This window comes from Qipengyuania sp., from assembly GCF_048550555.1.
GTDB lineage: Bacteria > Pseudomonadota > Alphaproteobacteria > Sphingomonadales > Sphingomonadaceae > Qipengyuania.
Window position 1 is genome coordinate 21,686 of record NZ_JBLYYF010000018.1, and the last position, 15,390, is coordinate 37,075.

The 15,390-nt window shown below is 66.4% G+C and carries 15 protein-coding genes; 4 read left to right on the top strand and 11 right to left on the bottom strand.

All coding sequences use genetic code 11. The features are described 5' to 3' along the window. Positions 1-7: 7 nt before the first annotated feature. From ACN4E0_RS04075 to ACN4E0_RS04095, 5 genes are all read right to left on the bottom strand, one after another. Positions 8-1,348: a S41 family peptidase gene (locus ACN4E0_RS04075; protein WP_419565857.1), complete on the bottom strand. Its 1,341-nt coding sequence runs from the start codon at positions 1,346-1,348 to the stop codon at positions 8-10. Between the two features lie 103 nt (positions 1,349-1,451). Beyond that, complete coding sequence (locus ACN4E0_RS04080; RefSeq protein ID WP_419565859.1) at positions 1,452-2,663, bottom strand: murein hydrolase activator EnvC family protein; 1,212 nt, start codon at positions 2,661-2,663, stop codon at positions 1,452-1,454. 18 nt (positions 2,664-2,681) lie between these two features. Beyond that, positions 2,682-3,104, bottom strand: coding sequence for a 23S rRNA (pseudouridine(1915)-N(3))-methyltransferase RlmH (locus ACN4E0_RS04085; RefSeq protein ID WP_419566268.1), 423 nt, complete (start codon positions 3,102-3,104; stop codon positions 2,682-2,684). 112 nt (positions 3,105-3,216) lie between these two features. After that, positions 3,217-3,636 (bottom strand): ribosome silencing factor, encoded by a 420-nt coding sequence (gene rsfS, locus ACN4E0_RS04090; RefSeq protein WP_419565861.1) that lies wholly within the window; start codon positions 3,634-3,636, stop codon positions 3,217-3,219. Between the two features lie 57 nt (positions 3,637-3,693). Continuing rightward, on the bottom strand, positions 3,694-4,356 hold the full coding sequence (locus ACN4E0_RS04095) for a nicotinate-nucleotide adenylyltransferase (protein ID WP_419565864.1): 663 nt from the start codon (positions 4,354-4,356) through the stop codon (positions 3,694-3,696). A 293-nt stretch (positions 4,357-4,649) separates the two neighbouring features. On the opposite strand from ACN4E0_RS04095, the gene ACN4E0_RS04100 reads away from it, so the two are divergent. Next, positions 4,650-5,768, top strand: coding sequence for a M23 family metallopeptidase (locus ACN4E0_RS04100; protein WP_419565866.1), 1,119 nt, complete (start codon positions 4,650-4,652; stop codon positions 5,766-5,768). Between the two features lie 16 nt (positions 5,769-5,784). Then, entirely contained in the window at positions 5,785-6,168 is a 384-nt protein-coding gene (locus ACN4E0_RS04105) for a bactofilin family protein (protein ID WP_419565869.1), read from the top strand. 104 nt (positions 6,169-6,272) lie between these two features. Here ACN4E0_RS04105 and ACN4E0_RS04110 read toward each other — a convergent pair whose 3' ends face one another. The 6 genes from ACN4E0_RS04110 to ACN4E0_RS04135 all read right to left on the bottom strand — a co-directional run bounded on the left by ACN4E0_RS04110 (position 6,273) and on the right by ACN4E0_RS04135 (position 12,548). Next, complete coding sequence (locus ACN4E0_RS04110; protein ID WP_419565872.1) at positions 6,273-7,964, bottom strand: long-chain-fatty-acid--CoA ligase; 1,692 nt, start codon at positions 7,962-7,964, stop codon at positions 6,273-6,275. A 97-nt stretch (positions 7,965-8,061) separates the two neighbouring features. After that, positions 8,062-8,793: a DUF1013 domain-containing protein gene (locus ACN4E0_RS04115; protein WP_419565875.1), complete on the bottom strand. Its 732-nt coding sequence runs from the start codon at positions 8,791-8,793 to the stop codon at positions 8,062-8,064. 104 nt (positions 8,794-8,897) lie between these two features. Continuing rightward, a complete protein-coding gene (locus ACN4E0_RS04120) occupies positions 8,898-9,884 on the bottom strand; it encodes a glycosyltransferase family 4 protein (protein WP_419566270.1) in 987 nt (328 codons plus the stop codon). A gap of 50 nt (positions 9,885-9,934) precedes the next feature. Then, positions 9,935-10,831, bottom strand: a complete 897-nt coding sequence (locus ACN4E0_RS04125; RefSeq protein WP_419565877.1) for a UDP-2,3-diacylglucosamine diphosphatase — start codon at positions 10,829-10,831, stop codon at positions 9,935-9,937. 99 nt (positions 10,832-10,930) lie between these two features. Then, the gene (locus ACN4E0_RS04130; RefSeq protein WP_419565879.1) at positions 10,931-11,545 is read right to left on the bottom strand and encodes a glutathione S-transferase family protein; all 615 of its coding nucleotides are present in this window, start codon (positions 11,543-11,545) and stop codon (positions 10,931-10,933) included. Next, a complete protein-coding gene (locus ACN4E0_RS04135; RefSeq protein WP_419565881.1) occupies positions 11,538-12,548 on the bottom strand; it encodes an NAD(P)H-quinone oxidoreductase in 1,011 nt (336 codons plus the stop codon). Before ACN4E0_RS04135 ends, ACN4E0_RS04130 begins: the two co-directional genes overlap by 8 nt. A 106-nt stretch (positions 12,549-12,654) precedes the next feature. Between ACN4E0_RS04135 and ACN4E0_RS04140 the strand changes: the two genes are divergently transcribed. Together ACN4E0_RS04140 and clpA are read left to right on the top strand one after the other, a co-directional pair. Then, entirely contained in the window at positions 12,655-12,855 is a 201-nt protein-coding gene (locus ACN4E0_RS04140; RefSeq protein WP_419565883.1) for a DUF1192 family protein, read from the top strand. Between the two features lie 130 nt (positions 12,856-12,985). Next, positions 12,986-15,379, top strand: coding sequence for an ATP-dependent Clp protease ATP-binding subunit ClpA (clpA, locus tag ACN4E0_RS04145; protein WP_419565885.1), 2,394 nt, complete (start codon positions 12,986-12,988; stop codon positions 15,377-15,379). The last annotated feature ends 11 nt before the right edge of the window (positions 15,380-15,390 follow it).

Below are 15,390 nucleotides of genomic sequence, written 5' to 3' on the forward strand. Positions count from 1 at the left end.
ATCTAGCCTATTTCACGCGGGCGGCAATGCTCTTGGGGCTCGTCCGGCGCAGCGTCTCGAGCGCATAATAGAGCTGGAAATCCTCGATTCCCTTCTCCTTGAGCTCGTCCGCCGTCTGCTGGAAGCGGGGATCCTCGCGCGAATCCTTTTCCACCGCATCGTCGTCGAGACCGATCTCGTTGATCAGATGGCCGCGCAGGTCCGATTCGCGCATCTGGAAGCGCGAGCGCTTGGCGAGATCGGGATCGGAGAGCTGCGGCACCGCGATATCGGGCTTGATCCCGCCCTCCTGCACCGAGTGCCCCGAGGGGGTGTAATAGCGCGCGGTGGTCAGCTTGAGCGCGGCGTCGCGACCGAGCGGCAGGAGCGACTGGACGCTGCCCTTGCCGAAGCTGCGCTCGCCCATCACCACCGCGCGGCGATGGTCCTGCAGCGCGCCGGCGACGATTTCCGAGGCCGAGGCGGAGCCGGCGTCGATCAGCACGACGATCGGCAGCCCTTCGGCGATGTCGCCGCGGAACACCGTCTCGGCATCGTAGGCGATGTTCTCACCCCGGGCGCGGCCGCGCTGCGAAACGATCCGTCCGTCGGTGAGGAACAGGTCGGACAGCGCGACCGCCTCGTCGAGCGAGCCGCCCGGGTTGGAGCGCAGGTCGAGTACCAGACCGTTGAGGCGGCCGGTGGCCTTGCTCTTGAGGTCTTCCCACGCGGAGAAGACGTCGCCGCCGACGTCGCGCGAGAATTCGTTGATCATGATGTGGCCGATATTGCCGTCTTCGAGTTCCCAGGTGACGGGTTCGAGCTCGATGACCCCGCGGGTTACATTGACGTCGAAGGGCTCGTCGCGCCCTGGGCGGAAGATGGTCAGCTGGATCGAAGTGCCTTCACGACCGCGCATCTGCGCGACCGATTCGTCGAGCGTCTGGTTGACAATCAGCTTGCCGTCGAGATGGGTGATGAAGTCGCCCGCCTTGATTCCCGCCTTGTCGGCCGGGCTGCCGCGGAAAGGCGAGATCACCTTGACCGCACCGTCCTCGGCCACGACCGACAGGCCGAGGCCCGAATAATTGCCGTCGATCATCGTTTCGAGGCGCTGGAGATCGCTGCCGTCGAGATAAGCCGAATGCGGGTCGAGCGCGGCGAGCATGCCGTCGATCATCCCGCGCATCAGCACGTCGTCTTCGACCGGCTCGACATAGCTCGCCTTGATCCGCTGGTAGACCGCGAGCACCTTCGCGAATTCGGGTCCGGCCCGGCCATCGACCTGGGCAAGACCCGCCGTCGTTGCGGGGATCAGCGCGACCGCGGTCACAAGGGCGGCCGAACGGGCCAGGGCGGCGAACTTCATGGGCGGGAACTCTCCTTTGCGCGGGCGCAGCCTATCGTCTGCGGGCGGTTAATACCAGATGAGCACGGGATTTCCGGCGCGGGAAATAGTTTTCGACCGGTGCCTAACGCAGATGGTCGAGCGGATTGACCGGCTCGCCGCCCTGCCTGAGCTCGAGCGTCACCTCTCCGCGCTGCGCCGGGGCGAGGCCGAGCGGCGATCCCGCAGTGACCTGCTGGCCGACCGCGACGTCGAGCGTGGCAAGCCCGGTGACGAGGCTTGTCCAGCCATGCGCGTGTTCGACGATCACGATCCTGCCATAGCCGCGATAGGGCCCGGCAAAGGCGATCCGCCCGGCTCCCGGCGCGACGATCTGCGCGCGCGGGCGTGCCGCCAGCGCGATCCCCGCCTGACGCAGACCGCTGGCCTCCGCCTCGCCGAAGCCGGTGGCGATCGCGCCCGCCACCGGCAGCTGGTAGCGCGCGGGCGGTTCGGTGGCGCTGGGTACGGGTTGCGGCGTTGCGGACAGGCGCGCCGCACTCGGGTCGGCCGGGCGCGGCAGCGGTCCAGACAGCGCCGCCAGCCGTTCACGCAGCGCGCCCGCCGCCTCGAGCCGACCGACCAGCTGGTCGAGATCGCGTGCCTCCTCGGACAGCACCAGCGCGCGCTCCGCCTCGCGATCCGCGCCCCCCGCGGCCTGTCTTGCCTTGAGCCGTTCCTGCTCTGCGAGCGCGACCAGCTGGCTGCGGCGCTGGCGGAGCGCCACCTCGTTGTCGCGGCGATCGGCGAGCGCCTCGCGCGCCTCGGCCTCGAGCGACCTCGCCCGGTCGAGATCGCTGCGCAGCGCCGCCGTGCGCTGGCGCACCAGCGGGATCGTGCTGTCGAGCACGGCGCGGGTGTATACGAGGTCGCGCAGGCTGCCCGGCTGCAGGGCCGAGAGCGCGAGCGGACGCCGCGACATCGCCTGGAGCGCGCCGGTCAGGCGAACCAGCGGGGTGCGTCGCTCGGCCAGCCTGGCCGACAGGGCGCGGCGCTCGCGATTGGTGAGCGCCAGCTGCGCCTCGGCCGCCGCGATACCCGCCTCGGCCTGCTGCACCCGCGCCGCCAGCGCGGCCGCAGCGGATTTCGCCTTGGTCGCGGCCTCGCGCGACCGGACCGCTTCGCTCTCGAGCCGCTCGCCCCGCGCGCGGGCGTTGCGCTGCTGTTGCCGGGCGGACGCGAGCGCGTCGCGCGCATCCTCGGGCGTGTCGAGCCCGGGCGGAACCTGCGCGAGCGCGGGCAGGCCGAGCAGGGCTGCGGCGACCAGTCCGGCGAAAGCGGCGCGGCTGCGGTTCATGCCCGCTGTCCTGCCCGATCAGCCGCTGCGATGATAGGGGTGGCCGGCGATTATCGTCGTCGCGCGATAGAGCTGCTCGGCGAGCATGGCGCGGGCGAGCAGGTGCGGCCAGGTGGCCTTGCCGAAGGCGAGCAGCAGGTCGGCTTCGGCCCGCTCATCCTCCGAATGGCCGTCGGCGGCGCCGAGCACGAAGCGGCATTCGCGGATCCCGTCGTCGCGCCACCGTCGGAGGATTTCGGCGAGCGCCTCGGACGAGAGATCCTTGCCGCGCTCGTCGAGCAGGACGGTCTTGCAGGGCGATTGCGGCTCGGGGATGCGCCCTCCCGTCTCCGGCAGCTCGGTGAATTTCACCGGCCAGGTCAGGCGCTTGTGATAGCGCGCGACCAGATCCGCCTCGGGCGAGCGAGCAATCTTACCGCGGGCGATGACGTGGAGGAGAATCGGACATCCTTTGCGGGCCGCAGGCGAGGCAGGGCGATGCCCACCCGCAGCATGCGCAGCAGTACTACGCGATCAGCGAAGACGCAGCCACGCGGGCGGCTGCGAGAAACCGTTATGCCCGGCCGGCCACCGGCGGTGCGTCGCCGAACGCCCACATGCGCTCGAGATTGTAGAAGCTGCGCACTTCGGGGCGGAACAGGTGGACGACCACGTCGCCCGCATCGAGCAGCACCCAATCGGCGGTCGGAAGCCCTTCGAGCTTCACCGGGCCGAAACCGGCCTGCTTGATCTTCTCGGCGAGTTTCTGCGCCATGGCGGCGACCTGGCGGGTCGAGCGGCCCGAGGCGATCACCATGTGGTCGGCGATCGAGCTCTTGCCCTCGAGATCGATGGTCACGACCTCCTGCGCCTGGTCGTCGTCGAGCTGCTGCAGGACGAGCTGAAGCAGCGGGTCGGTGCTTGCGTCAGCCAAGTTGATCACCTGGGCCGAAGCGGTCCCGGCGGCGGCCGGGCTGGTTTGCGCCTGTGTCATAGGCGGATACGATACTCCTGGATTGAGAGGCTTGGACCATGCGGGGACCAACGCGCATCATGGCGCGGTGGTTTCCTCCCCCGACGAGATCGATCGATGCGTCAGCTGGTCCCTCGGAGGCGGTCCGGCATAGCGTAAGGCCCAGTCGGGATCGGCGCGGCGAATGGCCGTGGCCGATCTTTCATCGGGATCAAAACGCAATGTCACCAGTGCCGGTGCGCTCCATTCGCCCCTGTTCACGAAGCTGGACAGCGGCACCGAAAAGCGCCTCAGCCAGGCCATCGCGGGGCTCGCGACGGCAGCACCATCATAGCCGGGCCGCGCGATCACCGCAATCGGCATACTGCGCGCAATTCCCCGCCAGTCCTTCCAGCGGTGCAACTGGGCGAGATTGTCCGCCCCCATCAGCCAGACGAACCGGCGCTTGGGGTAGCGACGCCGGAGCGCGGCGAGCGTATCCACCGTATAGCGCGTGCCCAGCTCGCGCTCGATCGCGGTGACGCGTATCGGGGCGCGCCGCGCCTGATCCATCGCCGAACGCACCCGCGCCGCCAGCGGCGCCATGCCCTGGCGCGGCTTGAGCGGATTGCCGGGCGAGACGAGCCACCAGATTTCGTCGAGTTCGAGCGCGCGCAGGGCGAAGAGCGAAATCCGTCGATGCCCGCCATGCGCCGGATTGAAGCTGCCGCCGAGCAGGCCGATTCGCGGCCCCCGCCTCATCGAACCGCACATTCCGGGGATTTGTCGTTTTTATACAATGGCTTGAAAGGCACCCGCGCAAGGAAACGCAAGCTATTATAAAACCACGACTTAATCTCCGGTTCCCGGGTCGATTCAAAAATTATCCGGATTTGAAACGACTCGTCCCGTCGATCCTTCGACTCATGGATTCTGCGGGAACCGAGATTCGATTTCACAAGCAACCTTTGTTAGCGCAACGCCCGGGACGTTAAGACCATAAGGGACGGGTCGTTTTGAGCAATCACATTGGCGCGAATGGCTGGGGGAGCCGTATGCGCAGCTGGTTCCCGGATCGCGAATTCTTCATGCGCTCCGAAGGCCAGGTTCGTTTCATCACCATTTCCTCGCGGGTTCAGATAACCGCCGCGGCGATCGCCGTGGCGGTGCTGATCGTCTGGGCACTCTCGATGGCGGTCGCCGGCTGGACACAGTATCGCGCGACCGCCGATCGCCTGTCGCTGCTCGACCGCGAAGCGAAGGTCGCCACCGCGACCGAACGCGTGAACGCCTATCGCGACGATATCGACGCGGTCGCGACCGATCTCGTCAAGCGCCAGGAATTCCTCGAAGAGATGTCCGCCGCCCTACCCGAGGACATCAAATCGTCGCATCCGGTCACCGATTCGTCGGGCGAGGCGACCGAGACGGTGGACAAGGTCAGTATCGCAATTCCCGAAGCCGCCGTGCTTGCCAAGATCGAAGCACGCCAGCTCGCCCTGGTCGAACGCCTGACCCACTACGCGGATTGGCGAGCGAGCCGGGCTTCCGCCGCGCTCAAGAAGCTCGGCCTCAACCCCGACAGCATGATCCGCAATGCCGATCGCGGCGCGATGGGTGGTCCGCTCGAGAAGCTGAGCACCGATGCCGACGGCGGTATCGATCCGCGCTTCGAGCGCCTCGGCCTGTCGATCGCGCGAATGGACGCGCTCGAACGCGGGCTGGCTGGCGTGCCGCAGGTCGCCCCCGCCAAGGTCGAAATGGTTAGCTCGAGCTATGGCTATCGCCGCGACCCCTTCACCGGCGCCGCCGCCATGCACAAGGGGCTCGACTTTCGCGGCCCCGTGGGCGCGCCGATCTTCGCCGCCGCCAAGGGCCGCGTAAGCTTCGTCGGCCGCCGCTCGGGCTATGGCAATGTCGTCGAGATCAGCCATGGCAACGGGCTGATGACCCGCTATGCGCATATGTCGAAATTCGCCGCCAAGGTCGGGCAGCCGGTCGAGGCCGGCCAGACCATCGGCGCGATCGGTTCGACCGGCCGCTCGACCGGCCCGCACCTCCATTTCGAGGTGCGCATCAACAATCGCGCGGTAAACCCGCGTACCTTCCTGGAGACCGCTCCCAATGTTCTCGAAGAAATCCGGCGAGCTCCCCAACTCGCCTCAGCCAGGTAATCCGGGACGCGATCGTATGGCCAGCAAGAGCAATTCGACCTTTTCCGTGCTCGGTTCGGATCTTTCGATCACCGGCGACATCGTGGCTTCGGCCGACCTGCATATCGATGGCAACGTCGAGGGCGACATCGCCTGTTCCTCGCTCGTCCAGGGAGAAACCAGCAGCGTGAAGGGCGCGATCAAGGCCGAAAGCGCCCGTCTCGCCGGCACCGTCGAAGGGTCGATCACCGCGCGCGAACTGGTGATCCTCAAGAGCGCCAAGATCACGGGCGACGTGTTCTACGACGCGCTGACGATCGAACAGGGTGCGCAGGTCGAGGGTCGCTTCGCCCATCGCGACGCCAAGCCCAAGGCGGCCGCGAGCACCACGGCGAAGCCGGAGCTCACCGTAGCCGGCTGAGCAGCCTGCGGCAGTATGTGAGGTGAGAAAGGCCGCCCGCACCCAGGTGCCGGCGGCCTTTTCATTTGCGTGCCGGTCACGAGACCGGGTGCGAGCTTCGCGTTTCAGTCCTGCAGCTCGGCGCGCAGCGCCTTGCGGTCGAGCTTGCCGATCATCGTCTTGGGCAGTTCGCTGCGGATCACGACGTCCCCCGCCCGCTCGTGCTTGCCGACGCGGGTGTTGAGCCAGGCCTTGAGCTCGTCGCCGGTGGCCGCACTTCCTGCATTCAGCGTGACATAGGCCACGGGAATTTCGCCGTGATAGGCGTCGGGACGGCCGATCACGAGCGCTTCCTTGACCGCCGGATGGTCGAGCAGCACGTCCTCTACCTGGCTCGGAAAAACCTTGAAGCCGCCGACCGCGATCATGTCCTTGATCCGGTCGACGATCTCCAGAAAGCCGTCTTCGTCCAGCGTGGCGACGTCGCCGGTGCGCAGCCAGCGCTTGCCGTGATGCTCGACGAAGACCTCCTTCGTCGCCTCGGGCCGGTTCCAGTAGCCCTGCATCATCTGCGGACCGTGGAGCGCGAGCTCGCCCGGAACACCGTCAGGGACGATGACCGACGGATCCTCCTTGTCGAGCAGTAGCACCTCGGTGCGGGCCACGACCTGGCCGATGGTGCCAGGTTTGCGCATGCCCTGATAGGGATTGGCCGAGACCACGCCCGAGCTTTCGGTCAGCCCGTAGCCCTCGACCAGCCGCACGCCGGTCGCCGCCTCGAACTTCTCCCGCAGCGGGCCGGGCAGCGGCGCGCCGCCCGAGATGCACACCTTGAGCGTCGAGAGATCGGTCTTCGCGAGATCGGGATGGTCGAGCAGCGCCTGGAACATGGTCGGCACACCGGGGAAGCCGGTGGAACCGTATTTCTCGATCGTCTGCAGGACCTGCTTCGTCTCGAACCGCGGGACCATCGCGATCGAGGCCCCCGTCATCACCGCGTGGTTGAGCAGGGTGGTGTTGGCGAAGACATGGAAGAAGGGCAGCGCGCCCATCAAGACCTCGCTCGCGGGATTGCCGAAGGGATTGAGCCCGGCGGTCTGCTGCGCGTTGATCGACAGGTTGGCATGGGTGAGCATCGCGCCCTTGGGAGTCCCCGTGGTGCCGCCGGTATATTGCAGGAGCGCCAGCGAGTGCGGGTCGATCGATGGAAGATCTGGCAGCTTTCCCTCGAGAAACAGCCCCCAGTTGACCTCAACGAGCAAATCGCGCCAGCCGATGATTGAATCGGAAAAGGCCACCTTGGCGACCTTGCTGCGCGCGAAAAGCCGCAGGGCGAGGCCCTTGAGCCGCGGGAGCATCTGCGCGAGCGAGCTGACGACGAGCGTTTCGAGCGCGGAGCCGTGCAACACCTTCTCGGCGGTCGCGTAGAGTTCGGGCACATCGACCGTCACCAGCAGGCGCGTGCCCGAATCGCCGACCTGGTGCGCAAGTTCCTCCACCGAATAGAGCGGCGAGAAATTGACCACCACCGCGCCGGCCATCGTCGCCCCGTAATAGGCGGCGACATAGCTGGGCACATTGGGCAGGAAGAGGCCGACGCGATCGCCCGGCGCTATTCCGCGCGCCATGAGCGCATGGGCGAAGGCCTGAGCCTCGCGCAGAATTTCGGCGTAGCAATAGGTCCGCCCGAGAAATTGCAGCAGCGGGGCGGCGGGCGTCCGGCGGGCGGTTCGCGCGAGCATTTCGCCCAGCGCCATCGCCTCGAAATGCGTGTCCCACGGCACCGGGTGGTGGTTCGGCAGCCTGCTTACATCCATGTCAATAGACTTGGCCCTTTATCGCTGAAACGCAAGCAAAAAGGCGGGAGAAGCCCCTGCTTCCCCCGCCCCGAAAATGTCTCGTTCCTCGGACCGCTCAGCCTTCGTCGGTCGCTCCGGTCTCGCCGGCTTCTTCCGCAGCGCGCTTGGCTTCGAGCCAGGCGGCGGCTTCGGCCTCCTGTGCGGCTTCGGCGGCGGCCTTTTCATTGGCGTCCCGCTCGGCACGCAGTTCCTCGATCAGCTTATCGCGATCGCTCGTGCCGCTGGCGGCGACCGGGGCGTCCTCGCCCTCTTCGCTGACCGGTAGGTTCTTGGCGGCCTTGGCCACCACCGCGTCGAGTTCGCGCTGCGAACACAGGCCCAGCGTCACCGGATCCTTGGGCTGGATGTTCTGGATGTTCCAGTGGCTGCGCTCGCGGATCGCGGTGATCGTGTTGCGCGTGGTGCCGATCAGCTTGCCGATCTGCGCGTCTGAAATTTCCGGGTGGTTGCGCAGGATCCAAGCGATGCCGTCGGGCTTGTCCTGGCGCTTCGAGACCGGCGTGTAGCGCGGACCCTTGGTGCGGCTGACCGCGACCGGCGCGCGCTGCATCTTGAGCCGGTACTCGGAATCGGCCTGGCCCTTCTCGATCTCGGCCTGCGTCAGCTCGCCCGAATGCACCGGATCGCGGCCGGTATACTTGCTGCCCGCGAGATCGTCGGCCATCGCCTGCACTTCGAGGATGTGAAGACCGCAGAATTCGGCAATCTGCTCGAACGACAGGCCGGTGTTGTCGACCAGCCAGGTGGCGGTCGCATGCGGCATCAGCGGTTTGGGTTGGTCGGCCATGGAAATGCCTTTTCTCGTATCCGAAAATAGAAGGGCCGCCCCTCGCGGGACGGCCGTTATCCTGCCGATGTAGGCGGAATGGCGGGATTCGGCAAGCGAAAGCCTCAGGCTTCGGGCAGCACATCCGCATCGAAAGCGGCAAGGCCGCTGAGGAACTGGCCGGTCGCCGCGGCCCAGGTGAACCCCGCCGCATAGGCAGCACATGCGGCAGAATCGCACATCAGCGCGACGTCGATCGCCCTATCTATGTTCTCGCACAGCGCCCCCACGTCATCGGTCACGATGTCGCGCGGGCCGGCCACCGGATAGGCGGCGACGGGCGTCCCGCAGGCGAGCGCCTCGATCATCACGAGGCCGAAGGTATCGGTGCGGCTGGGGAAGACGAAGACGTCGGCCCCGGCGTAGCAGCCCGCGAGGTCGCGACCCGACTTGCGTCCAAGGAAGCGCACCTTGGGAAACTTCGCCTGCAGCGCCGCGAGCGCGGGTCCGTCGCCGACCACCACCTTGCTGCCGGGATACTTGCCTTCGAGAAAGGCCTCGATGTTCTTTTCGACCGCGACCCGCCCGACGTAGAGCTGGATCGGCCGCGGCAGGTCGGCGAATTCGGGCGGCGGCGGCGCGTCGGGGGTGAAGCAGGACAGATCGACGCCACGGCTCCAGCGGTGGAGACGCGTCAACCCGTGCGCGCGCAATTCCTCGCTGATGCTCTCGGTGGCGACGAGCACGCGCTGCGCCGGGCTATGGAACCAGCGGATGTAGCGCCAGAACCATTCGGCCGGGAGGTGCGAACGCTGTGCGAGATAGTCGGGAAACTGCGTGTGATAGGCGGTGGTGAAATGGATCGCATGCTTCGCGCAATAGCGCCGCGCGGTCATCCCCAGCGGCCCCTCGGTGGCGATGTGGATCGCTTCGGGCGAAAAGTCGCGCAGCCGCCGCGCGCCCCGGCCGGGTCGCGCCAGCGCGAGGCGGATCTCGGGATAGGTCGGGCACGGCAGCGAGGCGAACTGGTCGGGCGAGATCACCAGAACCTCGCGCCCCTGTTCGCGCAACTGCTCGCAGGTCGTGGTCAGCGTGCGCACCACCCCGTTCATCTGCGGTAGCCAGGCGTCGGTGACTATGGCGATCCGTTGCGGAACCCCGGTCACGCGGCCTCCGGCACTGCAGTCTTGACGTCATCGGCGCGGATCTCGCGCCGCGCGACTTCCTCGGGCCAGTTGAGGATTTCCATCGTCCCGTCGAAATGTTCGACCAGCGCGTTGCAGCCCTCGACCCAGTCGCCGTCGTTCCAGTATTCGACCTCTTTCCCGTCGTGGGTGAAGCTGCGAAATTCGGCGGTGTGGATATGGCCGCAGACCACGCCGTCGACGCCACGCTCGCCAGCCGCGCGGGCAACCACCTCCTCGTATTTGGAGATGAACTCGACCGCGTTCTTGACCTTGTGCTTCGCGGCCTTCGACAGCGACCAATAGGGCAGGCCGAGCGCAGTGCGCACGCGCGCCACCCAATTGTTGAGCTTCATCATCACGTGATAGAGCGCGTCGCCGACGAAGGCGAGCCAGCGGTGCGCCAGCATGATGGTGTCGAACTCGTCGCCGTGCAGCACCATCAGCCGCCGCCCGTCGGCGGTCTCGTGGAACGCCGCGCGCAGGATCTCGACGCCCCCGAAATCCATCCCCGCAAAGGGCCGCACCATCTCGTCGTGATTGCCCGGGATATAGACGATCCGCGTACCGCGCCTGGCGCGTTTGAGTATGCGCCAGACGATGTCGTTGTGTTCGGCGGGCCAGTAGAACTTCTTCTTCAGCCGCCAGCCGTCGATGATATCGCCGACGAGATACATCGTCTCGCTGTCGGTATGGTCGAGGAAATCGATCAGCAGCTCGTGATTGCAGCCCTTGGTGCCGAGATGCACGTCGCTGATCCAGATGGTGCGGAATCGGCGCCGCTCGCCGATCACGCGCTCGGGCACGCTCGGTTTGATCGAAGGAAAATTCGCCACCTTGTGAGCGGCATCGAAATGTCTGGGCAAATCGTTCATGGGCCGACCCCCGTTCAACGTCGGGTCTGCCATGGCGCATGATTGTTACAGGGGATTCACATTGTCGTTGCGAAACGGCGACATTGCGTCACTTGCGCGTCAGTCCATCGCCACGAAGCCGGGCCGGCCGCGCAGGCGGTCGAGCCAGGCCCCGACCGCAGGATAGTCGTCGAGGCCGAAGCCGCCTTCCTCCGCCACGTGGGTATAGGCGAAGAGCGCGATATCGGCGAGCGTGACGCCGTCGCCGACGAACCAGTCGCGCCTCGCGAGATGACGATCCATCAGCGTCAGCGCCTCGCAGCCGGCGATGCGCTTGGCCATCATCTGCGCCTTCTGCTGCGGCGAGAGATTGGCCTCGCCTACGAAGCGCAGCCAGAACCGCAGCGTCGCGATGTTGGGCTCGTGGCTGTATTGCTCGAAGAACATCCAGCGCAGCATGTCCGCCTGATCGAAGCGGTCGCGCGGCACCAGCGCGCTGCCTTCGGCCAGATACCAGCAGGCGGCATTGCTCTCGGGCAGGAAACGCTCGCCGATCTGCAGCACGGGGATGCGGCCGTTGGCATTGACCGTGGCGAGGAATTCCGGCGTCCGCGTCTCGCCCGCGAGGATATCGTACTGGCGCGTCTCGATGTCGATGCCGAGCAGCGCGGCGGTCAGCTTGATCTTGTAGCAATTGCCGCTGCGCGGATCCTCGTGGAGGATCGGGTCAGCCACCCGCGACCTCGAGGACGATCTTGCCGATGTGCTCGCCGCCTTCCATCCGCGCATGCGCCGCCGCCGCATCGGCGAGGGCGAAGGTCCGGTCCATCACCGGGGCAACGCTGCCGTCGCTGAACAGCGGCCAGGCGTAATTGTGGATCTCGTCGGCCAGCAGCGCCTTGAACTCGTCCGAGCGCGGGCGCAGCGTCGAGCCGGTCAGCGACAGGCGCTTGCGCATCACGGTCGCCATGTTGATCTCGGCCTTGAGCCCGCCGAGCACGGCGATCGTCACATGACGGCCGTCGTCGGCGAGGCATTCGATATTGCGCGCGACGTAATCGCCCGAGACCATGTCGAGCACGATGTCGACCCCTTCCCCGCCGGTGAAGGCCTTCACCTCCTCGACGAAATCCTGCGTCTTGTAGTTGATCGCGAGATCCGCGCCGAGATCGCGGATCGCCTGGCATTTGTCCTCGCTGCCCGCGGTCGCGATCACCGTGAGCTCGAAGGCCTTGGCAAGCTGGATTGCCATGGTCCCGATCCCGCTGGTGCCGCCATGCACCAGCAGCCGGTCGCCCTCGCGCGCCCAGCCGCGCTCGAAGACATTGTGCCACACGGTGAACAGCGTTTCGGGAATCGCCGCCGCAACGTCGAGCGGCATGGTCTCGGGAATCGTCAGGCAATGCGCCGAATGGGCGAGGCAGTATTCGGCATAGCCACCGCCCGAAACCAGCGCGCAGACGCGGCGGTTGAGCATTTCGGGCGCCGCGCCCTCGCCGACGGCCACCACCGTGCCCGCGACCTCGAGGCCGGGAATGGGAGAGGCGCCGGGCGGCGGCGGATAGAAGCCCTGTCTCTGGATCACGTCGGGCCGGTTGACCCCGGCATAGGCGACGCGGATCAGCACCTGGTTGGCGCCGGGCGTCGGAAGCGGCATCTCCTGCGGGCGGAGCACTTCGGGCCCGCCCGGTTTCTCGAACCCCACCGCCGTCATCGTCTCAGGCAAATCTGCTGCCACGCCCGTCCCCGTTGTCCGTGTCGCCGTGGCGCCATGGCCACGAAGGCGGTGCAATAACCCGCAGCCCCGTTGACAGCAACCGCCCATACTTGCGACATTGCCGCCGATGGATGACGAAGCCCGTCCGCGCCCGCGAGGCGATGCCGCGAGCCAGCTCGCGACCGAGGACCTCGCCCCCTATTCGCAGGACGAGCTCGAGGCACGCATCGCCCTGCTCGAAACCGAGATCGCGCGGGTGGAGAAGCACCGCCTGATGGCCGCCGCGCAACGCGATGCGGCCGAGGCCTTGTTCGGACGAAAGGAATAGTTGGTGCGGCGGGGGGCTGAAAATCCACCCTGCATATCCCTATCTAGCGTAGATACAGCATTGGCTAACCTTCGGCCCATAGTCTGTCCCCTGTTCGCCCCGCGCGAGTCTGTTTGAGAAAGACCCCTGCATGCCCAGCTTCGCCGCCAATCTCGAGAAGACCCTCCACGCCGCCCTCAGCGATGCGGGCGAGCGTCGGCACGAATATGCGACGCTGGAGCACTTGCTGCTGGCGCTGATCGACGACGAGGACGCGGCGCAGGTGCTGAACGCCTGCGGCGTCGACCTGACCGAGCTGACCGCGGTGGTGAAGCAGTATCTCGAGCAGGAATACCAGTCGCTGCAGTCGGACGACAGCGCCGACCCGCAGCCGACCGCCGGGTTCCAGCGCGTGATCCAGCGCGCGATCCTGCATGTCCAGTCGAGCGGCAAGGACACCGTGACCGGCGCCAATGTGCTGGTGGCGCTGTTCTCCGAACGCGACAGCTATGCGGTCTATTTCCTGCAACAGCAGGACATGAGCCGGCTCGATGCGGTGAGCTTCATCAGCCACGGCATCGGCAAGGGCGGCAAGCAGATCGAGAGCCGGTCACCCCAAGGCGCCGAAGAAGCCGAAGCGCAGGGCGACGAAAAGGTTGCCGAGAAGGGCAAGAAGGAAACCGCGCTCGACCAGTTCACGGTCAATCTCAACAAGAAGGCCGAGGACGGGCGGATCGATCCGCTGATCGGCCGCGGTCCCGAAGTCGACCGCACGATCCAGATCCTCTGCCGCCGGAGCAAGAACAACCCGCTCTATGTCGGCGATCCGGGCGTCGGCAAGACCGCGATCGCCGAAGGCCTTGCACGCAAGATCGTCGAGGGCGAGGTGCCCGAAGTGTTGCAGGATGCGGTGATCTACTCGCTCGACATGGGCGCGCTGCTCGCGGGCACGCGCTATCGCGGCGATTTCGAGGAACGGCTCAAGCAGGTCGTCAACGAACTCGAGGGCATGCCCGAGGCGATCCTGTTCATCGACGAGATCCACACCGTGATCGGCGCCGGCGCGACCAGCGGCGGGGCGATGGACGCCTCGAACCTCCTCAAGCCGGCGTTGTCGAGCGGCGCCATCCGCTGCATCGGCTCGACCACCTACAAGGAATTCCGCAATCACTTCGAAAAGGATCGCGCGCTGCTGCGCCGGTTCCAGAAGATCGACGTGAACGAGCCGACGATCGAGGATACGATCAAGATCCTCAAGGGCCTCAAGACCGCCTTCCAGGATCATCACAAGGTCACCTACACGGTCGATGCGCTCAAGACCGCGGTCGAACTCTCGGCGCGCTACATCAACGACCGCAAGCTGCCCGACAAGGCGATCGACGTGATCGACGAGGTCGGCGCGATGCAGATGCTGGTCCCGCCGAGCCGGCGCAAGAAGAAGATCACCGCCAAGGAAATCGAGGCGGTCATTGCCACCATGGCGCGCATCCCGCCCAAATCGGTGAGCAAGGACGATAAGAAGGCGCTCGAAAACCTCGAACGCGACCTGAAGCATGTCGTCTTCGGCCAGGACGCCGCGGTGAAGAAGCTGTCGACCGCGATGAAGCTCAGCCGCGCGGGCCTGCGCGATCCGGACAAGCCGATCGGCTCGTTCCTGTTCAGCGGCCCGACCGGCGTCGGCAAGACCGAGGTCGCGCGCCAGTTGGCCAGCATCATGGGCATCGAATTGAAGCGCTTCGACATGTCCGAATACATGGAGCGCCACAGCGTCAGCCGCCTGATCGGCGCGCCTCCGGGCTATGTCGGTTACGACCAGGGCGGGCTGCTGACCGATGCGGTCGACCAGAACCCGCATTGCGTGCTGCTGCTCGACGAGATCGAGAAGGCGCACCCGGACCTGTTCAACATCCTGCTGCAGGTGATGGATAACGGCCGCCTGACCGACCACCACGGCAAGACGGTCGACTTCCGCAACGTCGTGCTGATCATGACCACCAATGCCGGTGCCGCCGACATGACGCGCCAGGGCATCGGCTTCGGCGACGTGAGCAAGGAAGACGCCAGCGAGGAAGCGGTGAAGCGCATGTTCACCCCCGAATTCCGCAACCGCCTCGATGCGGTGGTGCCCTTCGGCTATCTCGGCAAGGACACCGTCGCGCGCGTGGTCGACAAGTTCATCCTCCAGCTCGAACTCCAGCTGGCCGAACAGAATGTCGATATCCAGTTCGACAAGGAAAGCCGCGCTTGGCTCGCCGACAAGGGCTACGACCGACTCTATGGCGCCCGTCCGATGGGCCGCCTGATCCAGGAAAAGATCAAGCAGCCGCTGGCCGAGGAACTGCTGTTCGGCAAGCTCGCCGATGGCGGCGAGGTCTCGGTGACGATGAAGGACGACAAGCCGAGCTTCGAGCTGACCCCGGCCCCGCCCTCCGGCGGCGCCAAGCGCAAGAAGCCCGCGGCCAAGAAGAAGGCTCCGGCGAAGAAGTCCGCGTCCAAGAAGCCCGAGGCCGATGCGAGCGAGGGCAGCGACAGCGGCCAGAACTGATCGACGCCGAC